Source organism: Dawidia soli (assembly GCF_018598185.1).
GTDB lineage: Bacteria > Bacteroidota > Bacteroidia > Cytophagales > Cyclobacteriaceae > Ohtaekwangia > Ohtaekwangia soli.
Genome location: NZ_JAHESC010000075.1, coordinates 1 through 21524, shown reverse-complemented (window position 1 = coordinate 21524; position 21524 = coordinate 1). Strand labels below are relative to the sequence as shown.

Here is a 21524-nt window from a genome sequence, read left to right as displayed (position 1 = left end):
CAGATGTTTATAATAGACAGGATCTACACCAACCTGGCAGACCTCAACGCCGGGTTTAAAACCCACACCGCCACCGTCGACATCATGCCCTCCATCCTGCGCTTCCTTACCATCTCCCTACCCGCCACCACCGAACAAGAGCTCGACGGCGTACCTTTCACCGGCAACGTATCGGTACACGACCTCCACGCCACACGCAAGGGCAAGAACATCGAGCTGACCTGGGGCATCTTTGACGCTGCCGGCAAAGCAGAGATCCTCATCAGCACGACCAACAACGTACGCGACGGCAAAGGGGAAGACACCTATACCCGCGTAGCAGAAGTCCCGGTCGCCGCCGGCAACTATACCTTCGCCCAACCCGAAACCGAATTCTGCAAGATCGTCGTCAAAGCCCCCCACAACACCATCAGCACCTGGCTCGTCGACAACAAATACGTCAAACACGTACGCCCCTTCGGCCGCAAATACTGATCACAAAAAAAGGCCCACGAAGTATCAGAAAAGTTTGGGGTCACAGGACGGGGAAAGGTACTATGACGAGGGTGTAGGGGCGAAGCCCCTGCATATAAGTGCGCATCTGGCGCGAGTCTTCCGACCGAAGGGAGGGCGACTCGTGCCCAGCACTATTTCGTGCACGCAATGGAGAGGGTCTCCCGACCCTCGGTCGCCCTGCAAATTGTTTTCGAGCCGCACAAGCAACAGCCACCAGTTGCCATCACTGCTTCTCCCATCACCGTATAGCACAGTCGTGCAAAAACTCATCAAAGATCAATGAAATAATACGCTGGTACGCGTCCCCCGGAGGCAGATCATTACTACCCTCGATGTATTGATCGGGATTACGCATGACACTGTCACGGGTGCGTTGTACAAGTGCCATCCATGCTTCGGGCGCCCGGGTACGGCGCAGATCCACCAGCATGATCTTAACCGGCTCCAGCGAGGAATTAAACCGGCGTTTATATATACTTTATCTTCCTTTTCCACAGCGATGCGTTCAGAAAAACGGGATTGATCCGCCCATGCCTCGTCGGCAACGACGGATCAATCCGGGCAGATTATGCATGTGCAGCCTTCGGCGCCTTTACCTTTTTCTTAGCGGTAGTGGCAGCAGCTTTCGTAGCAGCGTTGTTCTTGCGCTTGATCTCGCGCTTTACGCGATCGGACACCTTTTTAGAAATGCGGTCCAGCAGCTTCTTCGTCTTCTTCGAAGGTGCGGAGATCTCCAGCTTGTTCAGCGCAGTACTGATCGCTTCGTGCAGCACATCCTGAATCTCCTTCTTTGAAATCTTCTTGGTCATATAGGGGATTTACTTAAGTTGTTTAAACAAAAGTAGACCATGTTACTGAAATGTTAAACGACTTAACAAAAACTTAATATTAGATAGCCAACAGACGTACGGAGACCTATACATGATACCCTTAATTTACGATGTATACGCCATTAGTTTACCAACTGTAAACTAAATTATACCGTCATGAAACTTTACGATCTGTTGTTTAATGAACGGATTGCAGTGTATCATTCATCTTTAACACGCGGATCTCTTCCTCCAGCATGCGCTGCTGCCGCGTCATCTGCTCCTGCATGGCCTGCATTTCTTCCGCATGCTGCCGTATCTCTTCTTCCTGTGCCATGAGCCGCCGGTTGTTTTCGCGCGCGTCGGCCAGCAGCTTTTGCGTTTCGTCATACACCCGGCGCGAGCCCAGGGCCGACGCTACATATTCAGCGATCTTTTCCAGGAATTGCACCTGGTGCGGCTTCAGGCTGTGGAACCCGGCCAGCTCGATCGCCCCTACGACATCGTCACGCGTTTTAAGCGGCAGCACCAGGATATACCGCGGCGTTGCCTCGCCCAGCCCGGACGTGATCTGTACATACCCCGCGGGAATGTCCGTCATCACGATCGTGTTGCCTTCGGCCATGCATTGGCCGATCAACCCCTGATCGGGGTCTAACCGCTGACGCACAAACCGCTTCCGTTCGTACGCAAAGGTGGCCAGCCGGTCGAGGTAGCGCTCGCCGCCCTGGTCCGCTACACTGTACAGCGCCCCCTGGTTCATCCCCACGTATTTTACCAGGTGCTTCAGCACGTTGTCCGCCAGCGCCGCCGTATCCTCCGCCTGGTTCTTCAGCAATTCGCTGAACAGGGCAGTCCCCTCGTTCGCCCAGTGGATCATCGCCTGGCGCTCCTGGGCATCCTTCAGCTTCTCCTGCATCTTGATCAGCGAGCGTGCCAGCACGTCCTCGCGGAAATTCTTATCGTACCGCGACGACAGCTCGCCGTTGCCCAACGCTTCCGAGAACGTCGTAGCCGCCTGCATCCGGTCCAGCAGTTGGTTAAAAGCCTGTTTCGTATCGCCGATCTCTTCGGTGGTCTTGATCGGCAGCTTGCCCGGAAAGATACCGTCCGCGAGCGACTTCATCGCCTGCCGTATTTCCTTGATCGCGCGGGAGAGAATGTCGGCGTAAACGAACGCCAGCACAACACCCAGTCCCAGCTGCGCCAGGAAAAGCACGCCGACAAAGATGATACGCTTCCGGGCATACGCGTCGCTGAACTCCTTCACCTTCGTGCGAAGCATCCCGATCGAGGCTTTCAGCGCGATCAGGTCGTTGCGGATCAGGCCCTTCAGCCCCCCCGTATCTTTCAGACCGATAACCGAGTCGATGGCCACCACTTCGTTAAATTGTTTTTGATAGGCTGCGATCTTTTGCAGAATGTCATCCTTCTCCGGGCCTTCGTGCTCGGTGGCGATCCGCGCCGAGAACTCGTTCACCTTGTTGTTGAACTCCTGGCGGTACTTCATGTCCTTGCGCAGGAAAAAATCCTTCTCGTGCCGCCGCAGCATCAGCATGTCGGCCTTGTCGTAGGGAAAGGACGAGTCCTCCACCGCGTGGATCGCGCGGCGCAGGTCGCCCTCCAACCCATAGTCTTTAAAGCCCCGTTTCCGCAAAAGTTCCTGTAAGCTCTTGAACCGCTGGGCGATCCGGCTCACGCGGTCTTTGATCGACGCCGTCAGCGTATCTTGCAGAAAAAAACCTTGCTCGCCGCCGATCCCCGCCAGCAGCGTGCGCACGGTGTCGTCGTGCTGACGATAGGCATCGGTATATACATTGGTGCCATCCTTTTGAAAGTCCTCTTGCTTGAAAGCCTCCAGCATGAAATACTGGGCGGCCATGTCCATTTCCAGGATGTGAATGTTGACCGCGTCGACCTCTTCGCTGATCTTTTTATACTCACCGATGTTGGTGAAGGTCTGCCAGATCATGATCACCATGATCGCCGAGAGCAGCATGATCGACCCGAACGCAAGCAATAGCTTGATCCGGATCCTCAGGCTCAGAAAGAATTCGATAAGTTTCATGAGTACCCCACAGTAAAAACGCAAAGTACTCCACAACCGTTAGTCTGTTGGCGCGAACACGGTTATGAAATTATTATACTTCCAAAACCCGCCACAAAGGGCCATAAAGGCGCCTTTAAGCCCGTTTTCCTTGACAATAACATCAACCTGGCGTAATACAAGGGTGATACCGGCATAGTACCTTTACGCACGATTAAAAGAAGCGCATGCATATTTTAGTTGTCGACGATCTGACCACAGATCGGTTCATTGTAAAGAAAATGCTCCAACCGGAGTATCACGTCACCACCCTCGCTTCCGCCCGTGAAGCCCTGGCCTTTGCCTCTACCCGCCCCTTCGATATCGCCATTCTCAACGTTATGCTGAAAGACGACCTCGACGGCATCGACCTGCTGCTGGACCTGCGCGACATGAAGGGACCGGCGTTCCAGGCCTTCGCCATCACCTGCCACGTAGACGACCGTCGCGCCAGTCTCCTGCTCGACTCCGGCTTTGTGGAGATCCTCAAAAAACCATTCGACAAAGACCACTTCACCCGGCTGCTGGGGAAATACAGGCCCGTACCAACCCTGACGGAGGCACCCAGGCTGCGCCGGCGCGCAGCCTGATCTCAGGCCATCTGCGGGTCGGTCAGGCTCTCCTGCCCCGTCTCTACGTGCCCGGCATACTGCTTCCGGAAGGTTTTATACCCTTCTACCGTCACCGACGCATCGTACCAGCCCGCGCTTTTATCCAACGCCAGGCGGCAGGAAGCCTCGCGGCCGGCGGCCACTGTCTTTACCTGCGGGGCGGCCTGGTAAGCATTGTCCACCACGTGCACGACCAGCGCACGTGGCCCGGTATTTCTGAACGTTATCACGATATGGCCGTCCGCACGCCCTTTCTTATCACGCGTGTAGGCACAGGCAATCGTCAGGGCCGGGTCTTGCGCGTCACCCGCAAAGGCGCGGTAAAACCCATTGGGGCCATATACCTGTAAAGCATAATGTCCACCGGCAAAGGCCGCGATGTCCCAGGTATCCTGCAGGCCGTCGCCCGCCTTGACGGCATACGCCCGGGGCGCGCGTCTGTTCACCAGGCCCTGGGCGTATACATGGAACGGCGCGCCGGCTGCGGCCTGGCCGAAGAGGTTACGACGTGCCTCCAGCGTCATACGGAAGGTCTTCCGATCGTCGCTTAGCATGCCGTCGGCGTATAGCTCGTACGGTATTGCCCGCGCCGGGCGGGTACCCGGCTCCTGGGGGAATAACGCCGCCGCCGTACGCGGCGCGCGGCGCAGGGCCGCCACTTCGTCGGCCGTCAGGGCGCGATACCCCGAGGGCACCTGCTTGAAGCGCGCACGGTGTATGGAGGCGATCACCTGGTCGTGTTCCAGGAACGACGGCAGCGGGATCTTTTCGCCCTGGTATGGTTTAAACACCGATGTCAGGTCGCCGCATACCGTACGCCGCCAGGCGCTGATGTTCGGCTCGACCACCGCCTGGCCCGTTTTATGCGAGAGGAACTTCTCCAGGAACTGCAACACCGACGTATGGTCGAATACCTGCGAGCATACCGCCCCGCCGCGGCTCCACGGAGAGGCTATCACCAGCGGCACGCGGTACCCCAGGCCGATCGGGCTCTCACGCGCTTCGTTATTCGGCTTGCGCAGCCGGTCCTGCGCCAACGTTACATACTCCACCGCGGTATCGATCCCCGCCGACACCTTCCCCGAATCGGGCTTGTCCGGATGCGGTGGTACGAACGGCGGCACGTGATCGAAATATCCATCGTTCTCGTCGTAGCAGAGAATAAAGATCGTCTTCTTCCACACTTCCGGTTTGTTCGTCAGGATGTCCATCACTTCCGACACATACCACGCACCATACCAGGGCGCGCCGGGGTGATCCGAAAAGTTCTCCGGCGCCACCACCCACGACACCGTGGGCAACGTACCGGCGGCTACATCCGCGCGAAACTGCGCCAGGGTATCGCCTTTCGGCACCTGCACCTGGCGTGCAGCATCGCCTTCCTGGTACGGCAGCGTAGCCAACGTGTGATAGTCCGGATCGATGCGGTTCGTCGTAAACGCCTTCTCGTGCAGGTTGCGCGCACGCTCGGTCAGCGCGGCATAGGCTTCTGCCGTAAAGCGCTGCTGATCTTCCAGGGCTTGCTGCAACGCCTGCTCCTTCTCCGTGCGCGCGGCGCTTGCCGCAGTACCCAGGCGTGCGATCTCCTGCCGCAATGCCTCGATGCGCCTGGGCAAATAGCGACGATGCGCCTCCGAGAATTTTACATGGTATTGCTCAAACCACTCCAGCGGATTGTCGGTAAAGTTCGCCAGCCACGCATCTTCTTCTCCTTCAAACCCCACCCCTACACTCAGCTCGTTCTGGTATACTTTCCAGGAGATGTTATGTTCCTCCAGGCGCTCGGGGAAGGTCGTCCAATGCGCCAGGCGCGCGTCGTCGTAGTCGAGGTCTTCGTTGCGCACCATGGCCGGCGAATCCGCGTCAGCCTTCTCGCGGATCGTACCCGTCCACAGGTACAGGCGGTTGGGTGTCGTGCCCGTAAGCGACGACGAGAAGTTTTGATCGCATACGGTAAAGGCATCCGCCAGCGCGTAGTAGAACGGAATATCCTGTCGCGTATAGTACCCCAGCGTCAGCGGCATGTCCTGGTACCCCTCCCGGCCCGAAGGCTTCGCTTGCAGCCACTGATCGAAATGTCCTTCGTTGCGCGCATCCACCTGGTTGGACCACGAATGCGGCAAAGAGCCCATCCACGTAGCCTGTGTGTCCTTGATGTCGAGACGGAACGGAAAATAGGTTTGCCCCGCGGCATTGCTTTGCAGCCATACCGGGTTCTGGTTGGGCAACGTGATGGCGCGTGGATCGCGAAAGCCCCGTACACCGCGCAGCGAACCATAACAATGATCGAACGAACGGTTCTCCTGCATCAGGATCACCACGTGCTCGGCATCACGCCACGTGGTACCCGCAGCCGGATCGATCGCCAGCGCGCGCTGGATCGCCGGCGGCAGCGCAGTGAACATTCCCGCCGCACCCGACAACAGGGTGGCCTTCCTGATAAACTCACGACGTGTTTCCATAGTCAGCAAACTATACGGTCTAAAGGTAAAGCATATTCATCACAACGCTACGGTTTCCAGAATGGAATTAACGGTTTGATAACAGCCACACACGTACCGGGAAGAGACTTCGCGGTCTACGTCCGAAACACCGGTGTCTTCCGGTTATATAGCCGTTGGTCGATTTGACATACGGTTACCGTCTCACACGCTCCATATTAGTAACTGGCGCAAGTCTGAGACTTGTGCCTGAACGGTTGCCAGTCTGTAACTGGCCGTAAAAAAATTAAGCAACAAAAGCCAAAGCCTATGACAAAATAAAACTACGTGCACCCATCAAACTATAGTTGCCTCCACAGAAAAATCAAACTATATAAACTTATCAAGCTATCTATGAAAACACCACTACCCGGCAAACGATCGATGATCTTTTGTCTGCTTGTTCTGCTCGCACCGCTCTTCGCGCAGGCGCAATCCTGCTACAACATGGTGGGGTACTTCCCGAGCTGGTCCGGCGCAGCGTCCGACATCGACTACAGCAAGTATTCACACATCAACTACTCGTTCGGCATTCCGAACAGCAACGGTACGATTCCCGCCATCGAAAACTCCGGCAAGCTGTCCGACCTCGTATCACGCGGCCATAACACCAACACCAAGATCCTGCTCGCCATCGGTGGCTGGTTAGGCTCTTCTCCGGACAACACACCGTTCGAAGCCATTGCCACGAACCAAACCGCCATCAACCAGTTTGTCAACAGCTGCGCGAACCTCATCACGCAATACAACCTGGACGGCATCGACATCGACTGGGAATATCCCACGTCACAAGCACGCTGGAACGCGCTGATGAATCCGCTCGCCACACGCATCCACGGCATGGGCAAGCTGCTCACGGCGGCCGTACCCGCAGGCTCCTACTACGGAAACAACTACGGCAACCTGGCCATCCTCGACCTGGTGAACATCATGGCGTACGACTGCGCATGTCCTTCTACCGCGCCGTATTCACAAGCCGTAGACGCCCTCAACTACTGGGCAGGCCGCGGCGTAGCCAAAGAAAAACGCATGCTGGGGATTCCCTTCTATAGCTCGGACAACAACACCAACCTGCACATCCAGAAAGCCAACCTGGCGAAGTCCAATGCCGGTGGTATCATGATCTGGGAGATCTCGACCTGGGGCGATATCAACGCCGTCTACAACACGCTCGGCGGCGTCTGCAAAGGCGGCGACCAGCCGCAACCGACTTGCTCGACGGTGAGCCTGCCGGGCACCCTGCAAGCTGAGAACTTCTGCTACATGAGCGGCATCCAGACCGAGGCGACGACCGACGCCGGCGGTGGCCAGAACGTAGGCTACATCGAAACCGGTGACTGGGTAGGCTACAAAGTTAACGTACCGTCTACAGGTACCTATACCGTACAATACCGCGTGGCCAGCGAAAGCACCGGCGGCCAGATCAAACTGGAGTCTTATGGCGGCGGCACAGCCTACGGCACCATCAACGTGCCCGTTACCGGCGGCTGGCAAAACTGGCAGACGATCTCGCACACCGTACAACTGAATGCCGGCGTACAGGAGATCGCCCTGGCCTTCCCGCTCGGCGGCTTCAACATCAACTGGTTCAGCATCACCGGCGGTTCGGGCACGACCAGCAACCTGGCCCTGAACAGACCCGTCACGGCATCGTCTACAGAAGAAGCACAATTCCCCGCTTCGTTTGCCGTAGACGGCAACGCCACAACACGCTGGTCCAGCGGCTATAGCAACACCGAGACACTGACCGTAGACCTCGGCGCTACCTACAACGTAAACCGCGTGAAGATCACCTGGGAAGCAGCCTACGGCCGCGACTACAAAGTACAAGGCTCCGTAGACGGTTCCGTATTCAACGACCTCCGTGTGGTCAACGGCAACACCACCTTGGTGAACGACCTGACCGGCCTGAGCGGCAGCGCACGCTACCTCCGCGTACAAGGCGTAACCCGTGCCACGGAGTGGGGCTACTCCATCTTCGAGCTCGAAGTATATGGCACCGCCGCCGCAGCACGCACCGCCGAAGCCACAGGCACCGTATACCCGAACCCCTTCACCAGCACCACGACCGTATCGGTTGACCTGCCCGAAGCCGGCCCTGTCGTACTGCGCGTAGCCGGTACAACCGACGGCCAGGTGATCGAAGTATTCAACGGCTACCTCGAAGCCGGCCACCACGAAATCACCGTGGACGCCTCTTCCCTGAAGCCCGGCCTCCACGTAGGCACCCTGATCTACAAAAACGCGCAAAAGCAACTCAAACTCCTGAAGAAATAATCCACCTCAGGGCATAAACACAAACAGCCCGGCCTACAAGCCGGGCTGTTTTTTTTAATTCTGGTATGCGGCTAGTCCAGCACCACTACAACTCTCCCCCGCAACCTCACCCGCGTATTTTTAACTTCCACTATATATATACCCCCCGGCAGGTGCGCATCAAGCCCCTCCTCCCGGATCATCCGCCCCTCTCCCTGCACCCTCCACACGACCTGCCCCGCCGTATTCACCACCGTAACCGTATACGGCATCGCCGTACCCTGATCATAAAACGCCGTCAAAGTTCCCGCCGACGGGTTCGGGTATAACGTCAACCCACCGGCCACCGGTCCCTCATTGACCGTTTGCGTCAACGCACGGTACGCATTCACTCGCCCGTAACCATAATACCGGTCCCATCCGGGAGTATCCTCCCGCGGATCCCCCACGCCATCTTCCGCCGATGCCGTCAACCGCTGCACCAACGCGTCGAGCGACAGGTTCGGCTCATGCCCCCACACCAGCGCCGCGATGCCCGTCACCAACGGCGCCGCCTGCGACGTACCACTCATCTGCATGTTATAGTCCGTGTCAGAGAGGTGCGAAAGACCATAGATATAATTACCCGGCGCGACCACGTCGATATGGTCGCCATAATTGCTGCCATACTCCTGTAACCCCGCCAGCGCCGTACTCCGCTTGTCATCCGGATCAGAAGAGCCCACTGCCAATGTCAGCGTATGCCCCGCGGGATAGTAGATCTCGTCCGTATTAAAGTTCTGCATACTGGCCACGATCAGCACGTCGCGATCGTAGGCATATTGCACGGCATCCGCCAGCGTCTGCAGCTCCGTCGTGCCGCCCAGCGACATGTTAATGATCTCGGCACCGTTATCTACGGCATAATGTATCGCCTTCGCCCACCAGCTATACAGCCCGGAGTGATTGTTATCCAGTACCTTCAGCACCATGAGCTTGCAATGCCAGTCAGCACCGGCATATCCCAGGCCGTTGTCGCCGGTGGCCCCGATGATCCCCGCCACGTGTGTGCCATGGCCGATCTCGTCGCGAATGTTCGGGCTCTCGTTCACCATGTTCCACCCGTTGATGTCGTCGATATACCCGTTGCCGTCATCATCCACACCGTTGTCCGCCACCTCGCCTGCATTCACCCACAACCGCCCGGCGAGCTCGGCATGGCCCGGATGGATCCCGCTATCGAGTATCGCCACCGTAACACCCTCGCTGCCCTGCGACACCTCCCACGCTTCCGGCATATCGACATCCGCATCGGCCTTCGCCCATGCACGAAAAGAACCGTCGTTGTTCAACGACCATTGCCGGTCAAAATAAGGATCGTTCGGAAAAGCCGCCGCACCCACGCTGTTCCCAGCATACCCCACCGCATCGCGCTCGATATACGCCACCAGGTCATTCGCCTTCCAGTCCGCCAACACCGAAGATACATCGGCGTCCGCGGGAAGTGTCAGTACAAAATGCTCTGCCGGCGCTACACCGCGTCCTTGCACGGACACCCCCATGGGATATAAAGGCTGTAACGCCGACATCGGCAAACGCGCCCCGGCACGCTCCCATCCCGGCTTCAGCCTGACAAGCCAGCGGGTATTCGCCGGTTGCGCCTGTAGCATATCCACCGCTAACAGACTCAGTATGATTAATGCCAGCCTCTTCATCTGCCCATAATAACATTTTTATGCGAGCGCATCGTTACCGCGAGATGAATATACATTAAAGTTCGCGTACATCCTCGGTCGCACGGCTATGACGGACACGACGGTTGTCGTGGGCCAACCGCCGCGAGGCGGTTTTATACTCGGCATTAAGCTCTTCCACCACGCCGGCAAGCTCCTCAAACAACTCATCTTTCCGTTGCCGCAATGACATCAGCCGGACAATCTGCGTCTCGTACCAGACAGGGTCCACGCCCTCCGGCATTGCTTCTTCAGACGTCCGGAGCTCATCCAGGAACGTGCGCATTCGCGCTAAAAGCTGGGTCAGGTGTGAAGGACTTACAGGTGACATACAACACAGATTTTAACATTACCGGCTATTGGATTTTACACGTAAAGTAGCAACTGCCAGACCCTGGCCAAGACGGACCCGATCGATCACTTTAACGGGCGGCATACCACCTTGTACCGGCCCTCGCCAGATGCTTCCCTCTTCAAGCTGGTTCACCCAATAAAGCATATCCTGCCGTGTATCGACGGCCAGGGCATAGGCATTCTCGACACCCACATCATACAGCGTGGTCAACGGTGTGGCACCACCCGCATCCCCGCGCAAGATCCGGTCCGGCAAGGCCGCACCCGGCAGCGGGTTATCCATTATATAAAGAGCATCGCCTTGTATGGCAAGGCTAAAAGGCCTCAGAAAACCGCTTCCCCCGGCATACAGTGTTTGCACCACGGTAGCACCATCCAACCACGTCCGGTTCAACTCGACATCGAGGTATTCAACCCAGTATAACGATCCGGATGCAGCACTCAAAGCAATACCCCACCCTCCATCGACACCACTGGCAGCAGACAGTATCGTATCAACTTCTCCTTCGCCCGAAGCCGGCGCGCCGAGGATCAGGTCGTTCCAGGGCTGGGTCCAATACAGGCGCTGCTGTGTTTCATCCAGGGCAAGCCCTACCGGACCTGGTATTTCCGACGGCACCGTATAGAGTATCTCCATCGAACCGTTATCCAGAGCCGACGCACGCACTATGTCCCCCGTACCATAGTCTACCCAATATAACACCGAGGCAGCCTGGTCTACGACAATAGAAGCCGGAGAAAGAACACCGTCGTTTACCGTGTATAAAGTATCGATATGGGTAGCGTCTCCCGTAGCAGCATCCACGGAAGCCCGCAGAATAGCATGATCACTGACACTCGTCCAGAACAAATAAGTCCGCTCGACCCAGGGTACGGGATCCTCTGCCGTGTCACAGGAGACCAGTGACGCAAAGGCCGATGCCATTAACCCGAAAATCTTCGTATGTACAAACCTCACAGAAGTGGTTGATCGTGTTTTACAGCGCTCGAACAATCCCTCGTCCTTTCCAGGACGAGGAATGTTCAGGAGCCCATTCGAAATGTACAGCCAACGAAATTATCTACAACGGAACGTCACATCAGCGGACGTCTATGTCGAAGCTGATACCACTGTCAAAACCATCGAACAATTTTTCGACGTTGGTACCGTCCAGTTTAACCCGCATAATGTCTGAAGCAGGTCCACCGTCGGTAGTGGAGTTTAGCCAAAAGATGTATCCGTTCTCAGTATCGATCTCGGCATCATAAGGAAAACGCACATTGCTGCCGGCAGGAACCAGCGATGTAAGCGTACCGCTACCGTCAAGATTTCCCGACATAATGGTGGCCTCGCCCATCCCCGTCAGTTCACCATTGTCGGTTACGAAAATCTTACCCGATGCCTTATCTACAGCAACGCCTATAGGTCCCTTCAGTCCGTCCGCGGCTGTGAATAATACAGTGGGTGTAAATGTGCCGCTCAACGACGCCATGCTAACTTCCTGAACAAGGGGGGAAGCCCAGTAGAGATTGCCATCGTTCACGGCCAGTTTAATATTAAATCCTACCAAGGCAAAATCCTGTTCAACCAAAGCAGCAAAAGCGGTGGCACCGTCCAAACTACCTTTATTGATGTACGAATGTGCATTGCTGGCATCGATGCTGGTAAAATAGATAGCCCCGCCTGCATGATCAACGGTAATGTCGCCGATGCCGGCGAGCTTTGAAGCGTCCGAATAGATGTCTTCCACCGGCCCGGCGCCGTCCAGAGGCGCACGTGAAACGCCACCGGCACGTCCCCAGTAAATGTAGCCACCCTCTGAATCGATGGCCACGCCCTGAAGGCTTCTTCCCTCCTGGTCATATATCTCGGTAATCTCGATACCGTTGTCACCAATCTCACCGCGATACACCGTGTTAGCGTCAACCCAATATACCGTCTTTACAGAAACGGGTGTTGCATTAACCGTAAACCGCAGGGTATTACCAGAAGAAACTCCATCGCGCACTACCTTTATATCAACCTCGCCGGCCTCCAACGTAACGGGCACTTTTACAGTGACCGTTGTTGCCGTGACGGTCAGTACGTATGTTGCCTCAACGGTTCCGAACAACACATCAATGGCATCCTTGCTGGCACCAAAGCTTGAGCCGGTAATAGTGATCTCGGCATTTGCAAAACCGCTGGTCGGGTTCAGGCTTGCTAACACCGGAGCGCCCAGCGTTTCATCCAGCGTAAACGGTTGGGGCGATGTAGCCGATTTGCCTGCTACTGTTACGGAAACCGATCCGGATACAGCGTTTGCCGGCACCGTTACTTTCAGGGTCGTTGCCGTTGCTTCCTGCACAGGGGCGGCGACATCGGTCGCCTGCGTGCTCTTAAACATAACGGCGTTCTGACTTGGTGTCGCGCTAAAGCCAGTACCTGTGATTGTCACGGTTTCACCTACCCGTGCTTTCGCCGGGGTCAGTGATGTAATTGACAGCGACGCGCCACCACCATCATCGCCCTCATCATCGCTACACGAGACAAAGGTAGATGTCATCACCAGGGTTAGCAGCAATCCGCACGCATACGCCGCAAAAGAGTGTAATTTTCTGTTTTTCATTCGTTGTACTTGTCTATTGATTATTGTGTTTATAGGGGTCGTCTGTTTTACAGGGGCTTTTTTTTGTTAACGGCGACCAGTTCAGCGGTCGCCGTTAAGAAGAGTTTAGGTTAACGAGTAATAATGTGAGGGAAGAGTCAGTCCCGAAACTGACCCTTCCACTAAACAATTAGTTAAAAGCTACCCAAGGAGCCGAGATGAACCAGCTGGCGTTGTTCGAATCGTTAACGTCACCAAAGGCACCGCGGAAGTTAACCGAAGTCAGACCGCTCAGCAGGTTGTTACCTGTTACGGCAGGCTGCTCGGTAGAAGCGACGAAGCTGCGGCTGGTCGTTGACCATGCGGCAGCGCTCAGACCTGTTTGTGCTGGCAGTGTTCCGATTGTACCCGTACCGCCAACCGATGCATTCAGTGATCTGTTGTCATAAGAACTTACCGTGGTGAAGTTCGACACGTTTGTACCAACACCCGCCAGGCCGGCGAAAGTAGGCGCTACGATGGTAACACCTTCAATGCTCACCAGGTTGTCGGTAGCATTGTTAGCGTCGGCGTCGAAAGCAGTAGGCGTAGCCAGCTCCAGTTGATTGGTTTTGTAACCCGTAACGATCGAGTTGAACAGGTTCAGCTCAGATGCTGCACGGATCAGCACACCTGAACGGAAACGTGAGTCGATGCTCGTAGAAGTAGGCTGGATCGGGCCCAGGATCGTGAAGTTCGCAAATACAGCGTTTGTGTAAGGCGTAACACCGATAGCATTGTCACCGTTTGACTCGAAGCCGTTCGATCCACCGCCGGTTACAGCGATGTTAGGGTTGCGCACCACAATACCGAATTGTACTTTACCGCTGTAGCCCAGGTCTGTGTCGAAGTCGTCGTCCGTGTTGTAATAAGAGATGAGGTGCTTGGCGTTTACAGTACCACCGAAGAATTCGAAACCGTCATCAAAGCCGTATGATACTTGTACGTGATCGATCGTAGTACCGCTACCTACACCACCCAGTGTCAGGCCGTTCAGCTCGTTATCAGTACCGATAACGTCACCAGCATACTCGATGCGTACGAATTTGAGAACACCGGAGTTATCGTTCGCTACGGTACCACCGTAGAAACCCGTGTTGTTAGGAGTCGGCAGACCTTCGATAGTCGTTACACCGCCTGTGACAGAAACAGGAGCCTTACCCAGGATCACAACACCACCCCAATCACCAGAAACTTTTGGTGTTGAATTCGACGTGAACACGATAGCAGAGTCAACAGCACCGGTCTTGTCGCCGATCGCGTTAATCTTTGCACCACGCTCGATCACCAGTGTACCAGGAGCCACGTCGTTTGCGCTGGTACCTTTTTTAACACCCTGAATAGTAACACCCGGCTCGATCGTGATGGTGAAACCATCTTGAATACGGAAATAGTTATGCAGGATATAAGTATCGCCACTTTTCAGCGTCAGGTTGCGGCTTACGGTAACGTTACCGAAAGCGTCAACAGCGTCAGTACCGCCCGGCAGACCCAGGTCGATGATCGCAGCGGCTTTACCAGCAGCGTCCTGACGGGGAGATACACCTTGATCATCACAAGAAGTGAGGGCAGCGGCCAGTACGGCAACAATTGCTGCAGATTTAAAAATCTGATTCATAAATCCTTAAAATTTTGTTAACTTTGTGTAGTAGTTATTAATCATAACCCGGCGCCATGCTGATAACATGTCGCTGAAGGAGCAGGTCAACCCCTTTGACTCGACTGTAAGGCTGAGTCAGCGTCCTCTTCCGGCACAGCAGCTTCTGCCTCCCGGAAATGTGATCGTTTAGGATTCTACATCATAGTTGATAATTCAGGTATGCTTTGTAGTTATGCTGCTCTTTAAAGGGCCTCTTCTTTCGAAGAGGCCTTTTTATTTGTCTTTTCTCAAAATCTCAAAACGTGCAGGTTACACCCAGGGAATAGTAGGCTCCCTGGTTCCAACGCTCCGACTCGTAGTCGCTCTTCGGCTCAGTCGTACCTTCAAATGTTTTAAACTTGCCTGGATCGTATTTACCATCGTAGTTACTATCTCGCCAGCGTACAACGTCCTGGTTCAGCAAATTCTGCACACCGCCCTTCACCTTCAGGTATTTACCGATCGGGTGAATGATGACAATATCCAACTGGCGCTGCGCTTTTTCGTGCAGGTTGCCGATAAAGGTCGGCGCCGTGGCAATCAGGCGCGAGCCGATCTCATTATAGGCAACCGTCACCACCGCTTTGCTTCCCGGCGCTTCGTAATACAAACTGACGTTATAGATATAAGGAGAAGACCCCGTCAATGGACGCTCGGCACGAATGGGCTTGACCGCCGGGTTATCGCCCTCTTGTAAAACCAATTCGTCGTCCAACACGGTGTGTACATACGATGCGTTAGCAATGATCGAAAAACGGTCAGCGAAAGGAAGCCCGGTAAACGCCAGGTTTTTTCGTACTTCCAGCTCGGCGCCTACCAGTTGCGCCCGTTTTTTGTTATACCACTTGCGGTATAAGCGCGGCCATGACGGAAAGCCATATTCTACAATTTCAATCGGGTTGCTGATATCTTTATAGAACCCACCCAGTGAAACAAACTCCGTTTCGGTCGGGTACCACTCCCATCGCAAATCATAGTTGTCCAGTTCCGCGTTCACCAGGTCTAAATTACCCTGGTAGTTACGGCCATCACGAGTATTAAAGAAGGTGGATCTTGACCGCTCGCGGAACGCCGGGCGATCTAATGTCCGACCATATCCTGCACGGATCTTTTGACTCCCGTTAACATTCCAGGTCACGTTCAGGCTGGGCAAATAGTACTCGTAATTCGGACCCGGCAAATCAACCGTCACTTGTGTCTGCGTTTGCTCGCCGGTCTCCGGGTTCGTCACTGTGATGGACCGCACCTCCGACCGAACCGGAGCCCCTTTCGAATCAAAGAGCTCGGTAAACTCACGCTCATACCGTACGCCACCAAAAACTTCCAGCTTATTTTTAAAGAGCTTGATTAACGGCGCAACATAGAACGATGTTATATCCTGCGAATATCCATACGACAACGCACTGAAAGAGCTGACCATGTCAAAACCACGTCTATCTTCCCGGAAGTTCTCGTCCGCCAGGATATTCTTCAGGTTATACCAGGGCTGGTATACATTTGTGAATTGTCGTCCTATCTCCGGATCAATACCGTTCTGCTGGGGAATAATGGTGGTAAACACTGTATTCTCGAAGGTCCGCTCATTCCATTGCAGTAGCGTACCGGCCTTCAGCGTGAGGAAGTCCGTAAACGAATAGCTATAGTCGGCTCCGGCCAATTTGTTCACGTCGTCTGTGTCATAGTATTGACGGGCCGCGTCAGAGGATTGCGCCGTATTAAAGATCACTTCGTAGTTGGTCGGTGTTACGCGCCGGAATTCATACATCTGAAAATCGGGAATATACTCGTGCATGCGCACTTCGCCCAAGCGCCACCCGAGATGGTGACGTTTCAATGTATGCTCGCCACTTACCTGCGTCGTGATCAGATCGCGGACGCGATATTCGAACGACAACGTTCGGGAAGGTGCGGGCCTGCCGGCGATATAAGGCTCGCCATCCGAATCGATATTGCTGGCGGCAGAGAAAAATGTGTTGTCCGCTGCGCTCCGGTTGGCGAACAGGTTCACGTCAATGCGGTTATTCTCGTCTATAATAATCCCCAGCGACTCCAGCAACGAAAGCCGCACGTCTTCGGTATAAATAGAATCGATCGATTGATTGACGATATTCGGATAGTTCTGCCCTTCAAACGGAATGGAATCACGTACCGTCCACTGTTCCCGCACATGATTCTGATCGAAATCGCGTTGATACGTATACCCCAGCGAAAGCAGGTTATTCAACCGAATGCCGCCCACTCTGTAAGAGTCATAGTAATTGAGGGAAAACCGGCGGTCCAGACCATGATGATCTTTTGTCAGGCTATTGGCCGGCGGCATGGTGCGAATCGCCGCCATGCGCTCTGCCGGGTAAAAATCGGCCCGCGGCAGCTGATAATTCTTATCGTAAAACTGCGACGGCATCTCACGATCCTTGGCACCCAGGCCCCATACATCCTTCGAGCTGTTGCTGCTGCCGGTATAATGATCGGCAAACGACGACTCACCCGTTCGGTACTGCGCGGAAAGATTTACCTCAAAACGACGCGCGACCTGGTTGCGCGGTGTGCCTACTTTTATGACACCTCCGCCAAATCCACCCGGAAGCTCGGGCGACGGCAATTTGTATATTTTAATATCATCGATCAGCCCGCTGGGAATGAGATTGAACGCGAATGCACGGCTGTCGCTTTCCGTGCTGGGCGTCAACATCCCGTTCAGGTAGGTGATATTATACCGTGGATCGAGACCGCGCACCAGTACAAAATTATTCAGCACCGTCACGCCCGGCACACGCTTCATCACATCCGCCGCGTCGCGGTCCAGGCTGCGTACGATCTGCACGTTGCTGATACCGGTAACGATGTTGTTGCTCGAGCGCATGTCCGACAGCAGCGACTCTTCCGTGCTATGCTGGATCGGCGTAAACCGCACATCCACGCCGGCTTCCACCACCACCTCCTGCAGACTGGAGGCGCCCTGCGACAGGGCCACCGAAATGGTCGATGCATTGTTAGCCGTAACGGCGATGTTCTCTATTTTTTTACTCTGGTAGCCGATGAACGATACCACCACGGAGTAGTTACCCGGCAACAGTTTCGTGAGCTGAAACTTGCCGTCCTTATCGGTCGAGGCTCCCTGGCTGGTGCCCTCGATCATGACGCTGGCGCCGGGCAGTGTCAGCCCGCCATCGGCATCGGTCACGACGCCCTGGATGCTGCCGCTCGCCTGCCGCAACACGGGCAACGGTTCCGCTAAAAGCACAATGCTGTTGCGAACTTGTTTGGCACGCATATGCCTGGAGGCAAGCAGCTTGCGGAGAATGTCTGCCACCGACGTATTGTCCGCCGACAGGGTGACCCGCGTGCGGGTATCGAGCTCGGCCCGGTTGTACACAAACCGGAAGCCCGTGCGCCGTTCGATATCCTCCAGCACCTCCGATAACGGCATGTTCGTTACATGCAGGCTCATATGCGTGCCGTGAATGCCCTGTGCGGATCCCGTTTCCGCTAAAAGAAAAGTGCTGCAGACACAAATGAGAAAACCAACAATCGAGGTGTACCGCATAAAAATGAAAAAGACATTCCAGAATCCTTTCCAAAGGATTTTTTCCATATACTTGAAATAGGTTTTAATACTGCGTTTTACAAAGATTAAAGCCGCTTCCCGTTCTGCCGCCAAGCCTTTCGGGAAGCTTTTGGCAACCGGCGGGGATATCCATCCCTCCCGGTTGTTTTTTTATGTCAGGTGAAAGTCCGATGCATAGAGGTTGTCGGGAATATAGTCATGTGTTACGTGTCTGCTGACGGGGATATCATCGGTTTGTCACCGAGCAACCGCTCCCTTCGATCTTCACCCGGTGCGACTCCATCGAGTAGGTAAATCCCACCGTCATACCGATCGTCTTGAGCACGTTCGGCAACGATTCATTCTTAAAGCTGGCATGGATCATACACCGGTATACCGACGGGTCGGCTACGACGATCGAAACCCCGTACCATTTTTCCAGGCGCTTTAAAGCCTCCTGGAGCGTCATATTCTTGAGATTCAGCACCCCATCTTTCCAGGCGGCATAGTCGTATGCCGCCACCTGCAGGCGGGTAACGTTGCCCGTCCGCCGGTTGTAGATCAGTTGCTGATCCGGATCGAGCAGCGCCAGCTCCTCCGAGGTTCCCTGCAAGCTGTCTTCGCGCGCTACGGATACTTTCCCTTCCAGCAGCGTCACGGCAATATGGTCTTCGGCTTGTTCGGCTTTTACATTAAAGTGGGTACCCAATACACGTGTGGAAAGCGTAGACGTGGCCACGATGAACGGCCGCTGGGCGTCACGGCGTACTTCAAAGTAGGCCTCTCCCACCAGCCGCACGCGTCGATCGGCCTTGTTATAGTTGGCGGAATAGGTCAGGCGGCTGTAGCTGGCCAGCCAGATGACGGTGCTGTCGGGCATCGTGATCTGCTGGCGGTCGGCCTGCGAAGTGATACTATAATATTGTGTCGGACGGGTACCGCGGAAAAAGAAATAACCACCTGCGACTGCCCCGATCAGAATGGTGACAGACGCCGCAATGCGGAACACCGCTCCGCCAAACCACGGGCGGGAAACCGTTTTTTGCGGCGCTTCGTCAAAGGTGATCCGCCCCTGGATCTGGCGGAACATCGCTTTTCGATCCGCTTCGGACAACAGCGCGCCTTCCCCCGACTCCGCCCAATTGTCTTCCAAAAGCCCGGGGATCGCAGCATCATCCTGCTGCAGCGCTTCCTGCACGAAACGCTCCTCCTCCGGAGTACAGCGGTTCTCGAAATAACGTCGCAACAGGTCTTCGGTAAGGTGCATGTATTCGTTTTACTGTAATACACACCGCGGTACGGTTTCCTATAAGCGCTAAGATTAAGGATATGTTACGGAATAATGATCCGCTATTCACATACGCGGCTCACGTCCTGCTTCACCATGTATGAGCGGATCTGTTTCATCGCTTTGGCCACCTGTACCTCCACGGTACCATCGGAGATCTGCAGTACGTTGGCTACCTGCTTATACGACAGGCCTTGTATTTTGCACAACTCGAAGATCCGTTTGCGCCGGGGCGGCAGCGTTCCGATGGCCTCCTCCAGCAGGGCCGTGTACGTATCTTCCGGTCCTTCCTCGACCGACAACACCACCCGGGGCTGGTCGCGTTGATACTCCTCGGCCACACCGGCCTGGCTTTTGCGTTTGCGTAAAATGTTGAGGGCGTGGTTGCGGCTGATCGCAAACATATAATACGAGAGCTCACGGTCTTCCTGTAACTGCTCGCGGCTGTCCCACAATTTCACAAAAACGTCTTGCGCAGCTTCCCGGGCGTCGTCGCCCGACCGCAACAGCGTGTATAGAAACCGGTACACACGGTCCACGTATGCGGTATATACAAGCTCAAAAGCGCGAACCGAACCTTCTTTAACAGATTTTACCACTTCACGATCAACTGACATAACGGACTGTTTAGGGTAGCCAAGTATACCTGTAAAACTTGGAATTTATATTACTGGATTATTAACATTTCGATTGAGATCCGGCTGAGCCCTTTTGGTGGCAAGACCGGCATTTTCCATAACGATAAAATAACATCTACTCCATCGCTACCCGGCCTGCACGGAGTAGCTTTGTCATAGTAGTAAGTTTATTCCTTTGGGTTAGTGTTTCCCTTCAGGGTGGTTCCTGAAGGGATTTTTTTTACCTTACACCCGTCAGACACCAAAAAACCCTTGTATGAAGACTGAAAAAGAGAAAATGGTGGCGGGCGAGCTGTACTATGCCCTCGATCCCGAGCTCGTGGCCGACCGCCGGCACGCCAAACAGCTCCTGCATCGGCTCAACATCACCGAATATGTGGTGGGCCCCGGCGCACTGGCCGTCCTGCGCGAGCTGATCCCCAACGCCCATCCCACCCTCTATATAGAACCGCCCTTTCAATGTGACTACGGTTACAATATCTACTGCGGCGAGAACGTTTACTTCAACGTGCAATGTACGGTCCTGGATGTGATGCGTGTCACCATCGGTTCGAATGTCATGTTCGGTCCGGGCGCACAGCTCTATACCGCCACGCATCCCCTCGACGCCATGCTGCGGCGCACCCAGGAGTTCGCCAAGCCCATCACCATCGGCAACGACTGCTGGATCGGCGGCGGCGCCATCATCTGCCCCGGCGTAACCATCGGCGACCGGTGTGTGATCGGTGCCGGGGCGGTCGTCACCCGCGACATCCCGAGCGACTCGCTGGCCGCCGGCAACCCCGCCCGCGTCGTGCGCAACCTGGTGGCTGGTGGCGCATCGCCGGCCTGACCTATACTGTTCCTATATCGTATGCCTGGTAAAAAGACAAAAAAAAATCAGCTCCCCGACCGCTTCTTCGATCGTGACCTCAGCTGGCTTTCCTTCAACGAACGCGTGCTGGCCGAAGCGCAACGCGAAAGCGTGCCGTTGATGGAGCGCATCCGGTTCCTGTCGATCTAC

At 55.1% G+C, this 21524-nt stretch carries 15 protein-coding genes and 1 pseudogene; 5 read left to right on the top strand and 11 right to left on the bottom strand.

The window, feature by feature from the left end; genetic code table 11:
* Positions 1-474 (top strand): annotated as a pseudogene (locus tag KK078_RS28995) (hypothetical protein); the annotation flags it as partial.
* Between the two features lie 587 nt (positions 475-1061).
* Here the strand turns inward: KK078_RS28995 and KK078_RS28990 are convergent.
* Together KK078_RS28990 and KK078_RS28985 are read right to left on the bottom strand one after the other, a co-directional pair.
* Positions 1062-1304: a hypothetical protein gene (locus KK078_RS28990; RefSeq protein ID WP_254094255.1), complete on the bottom strand. Its 243-nt coding sequence runs from the start codon at positions 1302-1304 to the stop codon at positions 1062-1064.
* A gap of 199 nt (positions 1305-1503) precedes the next feature.
* Positions 1504-3372 (bottom strand): GAF domain-containing protein, encoded by a 1869-nt coding sequence (locus KK078_RS28985; protein WP_254094253.1) that lies wholly within the window; start codon positions 3370-3372, stop codon positions 1504-1506.
* A gap of 206 nt (positions 3373-3578) precedes the next feature.
* Between KK078_RS28985 and KK078_RS28980 the strand changes: the two genes are divergently transcribed.
* Complete coding sequence (locus KK078_RS28980) at positions 3579-3980, top strand: response regulator (protein ID WP_254094251.1); 402 nt, start codon at positions 3579-3581, stop codon at positions 3978-3980.
* Between the two features lie 2 nt (positions 3981-3982).
* Here the strand turns inward: KK078_RS28980 and KK078_RS28975 are convergent, their stop codons facing one another.
* Complete coding sequence (locus tag KK078_RS28975; RefSeq protein ID WP_254094249.1) at positions 3983-6463, bottom strand: phosphocholine-specific phospholipase C; 2481 nt, start codon at positions 6461-6463, stop codon at positions 3983-3985.
* A gap of 372 nt (positions 6464-6835) precedes the next feature.
* Here KK078_RS28975 and KK078_RS28970 point away from each other — a divergent pair, with 372 nt between their 5' ends.
* Positions 6836-8758 (top strand): glycosyl hydrolase family 18 protein, encoded by a 1923-nt coding sequence (locus KK078_RS28970; protein WP_254094235.1) that lies wholly within the window; start codon positions 6836-6838, stop codon positions 8756-8758.
* 71 nt (positions 8759-8829) lie between these two features.
* On the opposite strand, the gene KK078_RS28965 is transcribed toward KK078_RS28970, so the two are convergent.
* The 8 genes from KK078_RS28965 to KK078_RS28930 form a co-directional block, all read right to left on the bottom strand.
* Positions 8830-10431 carry a S8 family serine peptidase gene (locus KK078_RS28965; protein ID WP_254094233.1) on the bottom strand — a complete coding sequence of 534 codons (1602 nt, stop codon included), beginning with the start codon at positions 10429-10431 and terminating at the stop codon, positions 8830-8832.
* A 55-nt stretch (positions 10432-10486) separates the two neighbouring features.
* Entirely contained in the window at positions 10487-10780 is a 294-nt protein-coding gene (locus KK078_RS28960; RefSeq protein ID WP_254094231.1) for a hypothetical protein, read from the bottom strand.
* An 18-nt stretch (positions 10781-10798) separates the two neighbouring features.
* Positions 10799-11728: a lactonase family protein gene (locus tag KK078_RS28955; protein WP_254094229.1), complete on the bottom strand. Its 930-nt coding sequence runs from the start codon at positions 11726-11728 to the stop codon at positions 10799-10801.
* A gap of 154 nt (positions 11729-11882) precedes the next feature.
* Positions 11883-13391 carry an IPT/TIG domain-containing protein gene (locus KK078_RS28950; RefSeq protein WP_254094225.1) on the bottom strand — a complete coding sequence of 503 codons (1509 nt, stop codon included), beginning with the start codon at positions 13389-13391 and terminating at the stop codon, positions 11883-11885.
* Between the two features lie 169 nt (positions 13392-13560).
* Positions 13561-15027: a T9SS C-terminal target domain-containing protein gene (locus KK078_RS28945; RefSeq protein ID WP_254094223.1), complete on the bottom strand. Its 1467-nt coding sequence runs from the start codon at positions 15025-15027 to the stop codon at positions 13561-13563.
* Positions 15028-15304: 277 nt separating this feature from the next.
* Positions 15305-18499, bottom strand: coding sequence for a TonB-dependent receptor (locus KK078_RS28940; RefSeq protein ID WP_254094222.1), 3195 nt, complete (start codon positions 18497-18499; stop codon positions 15305-15307).
* A gap of 343 nt (positions 18500-18842) precedes the next feature.
* On the bottom strand, positions 18843-19862 hold the full coding sequence (locus KK078_RS28935; RefSeq protein ID WP_254094220.1) for a FecR family protein: 1020 nt from the start codon (positions 19860-19862) through the stop codon (positions 18843-18845).
* Positions 19863-19945: 83 nt separating this feature from the next.
* A complete protein-coding gene (locus tag KK078_RS28930; RefSeq protein ID WP_254094213.1) occupies positions 19946-20500 on the bottom strand; it encodes an RNA polymerase sigma factor in 555 nt (184 codons plus the stop codon).
* Positions 20501-20777: 277 nt separating this feature from the next.
* On the opposite strand from KK078_RS28930, the gene KK078_RS28925 reads away from it, so the two are divergent.
* Positions 20778-21353 carry a sugar O-acetyltransferase gene (locus tag KK078_RS28925; protein WP_254094211.1) on the top strand — a complete coding sequence of 192 codons (576 nt, stop codon included), beginning with the start codon at positions 20778-20780 and terminating at the stop codon, positions 21351-21353.
* 21 nt (positions 21354-21374) lie between these two features.
* A partial coding sequence (locus tag KK078_RS28920; protein WP_254094257.1) for a hypothetical protein occupies positions 21375-21524 on the top strand: 150 nt, incomplete at its 3' end.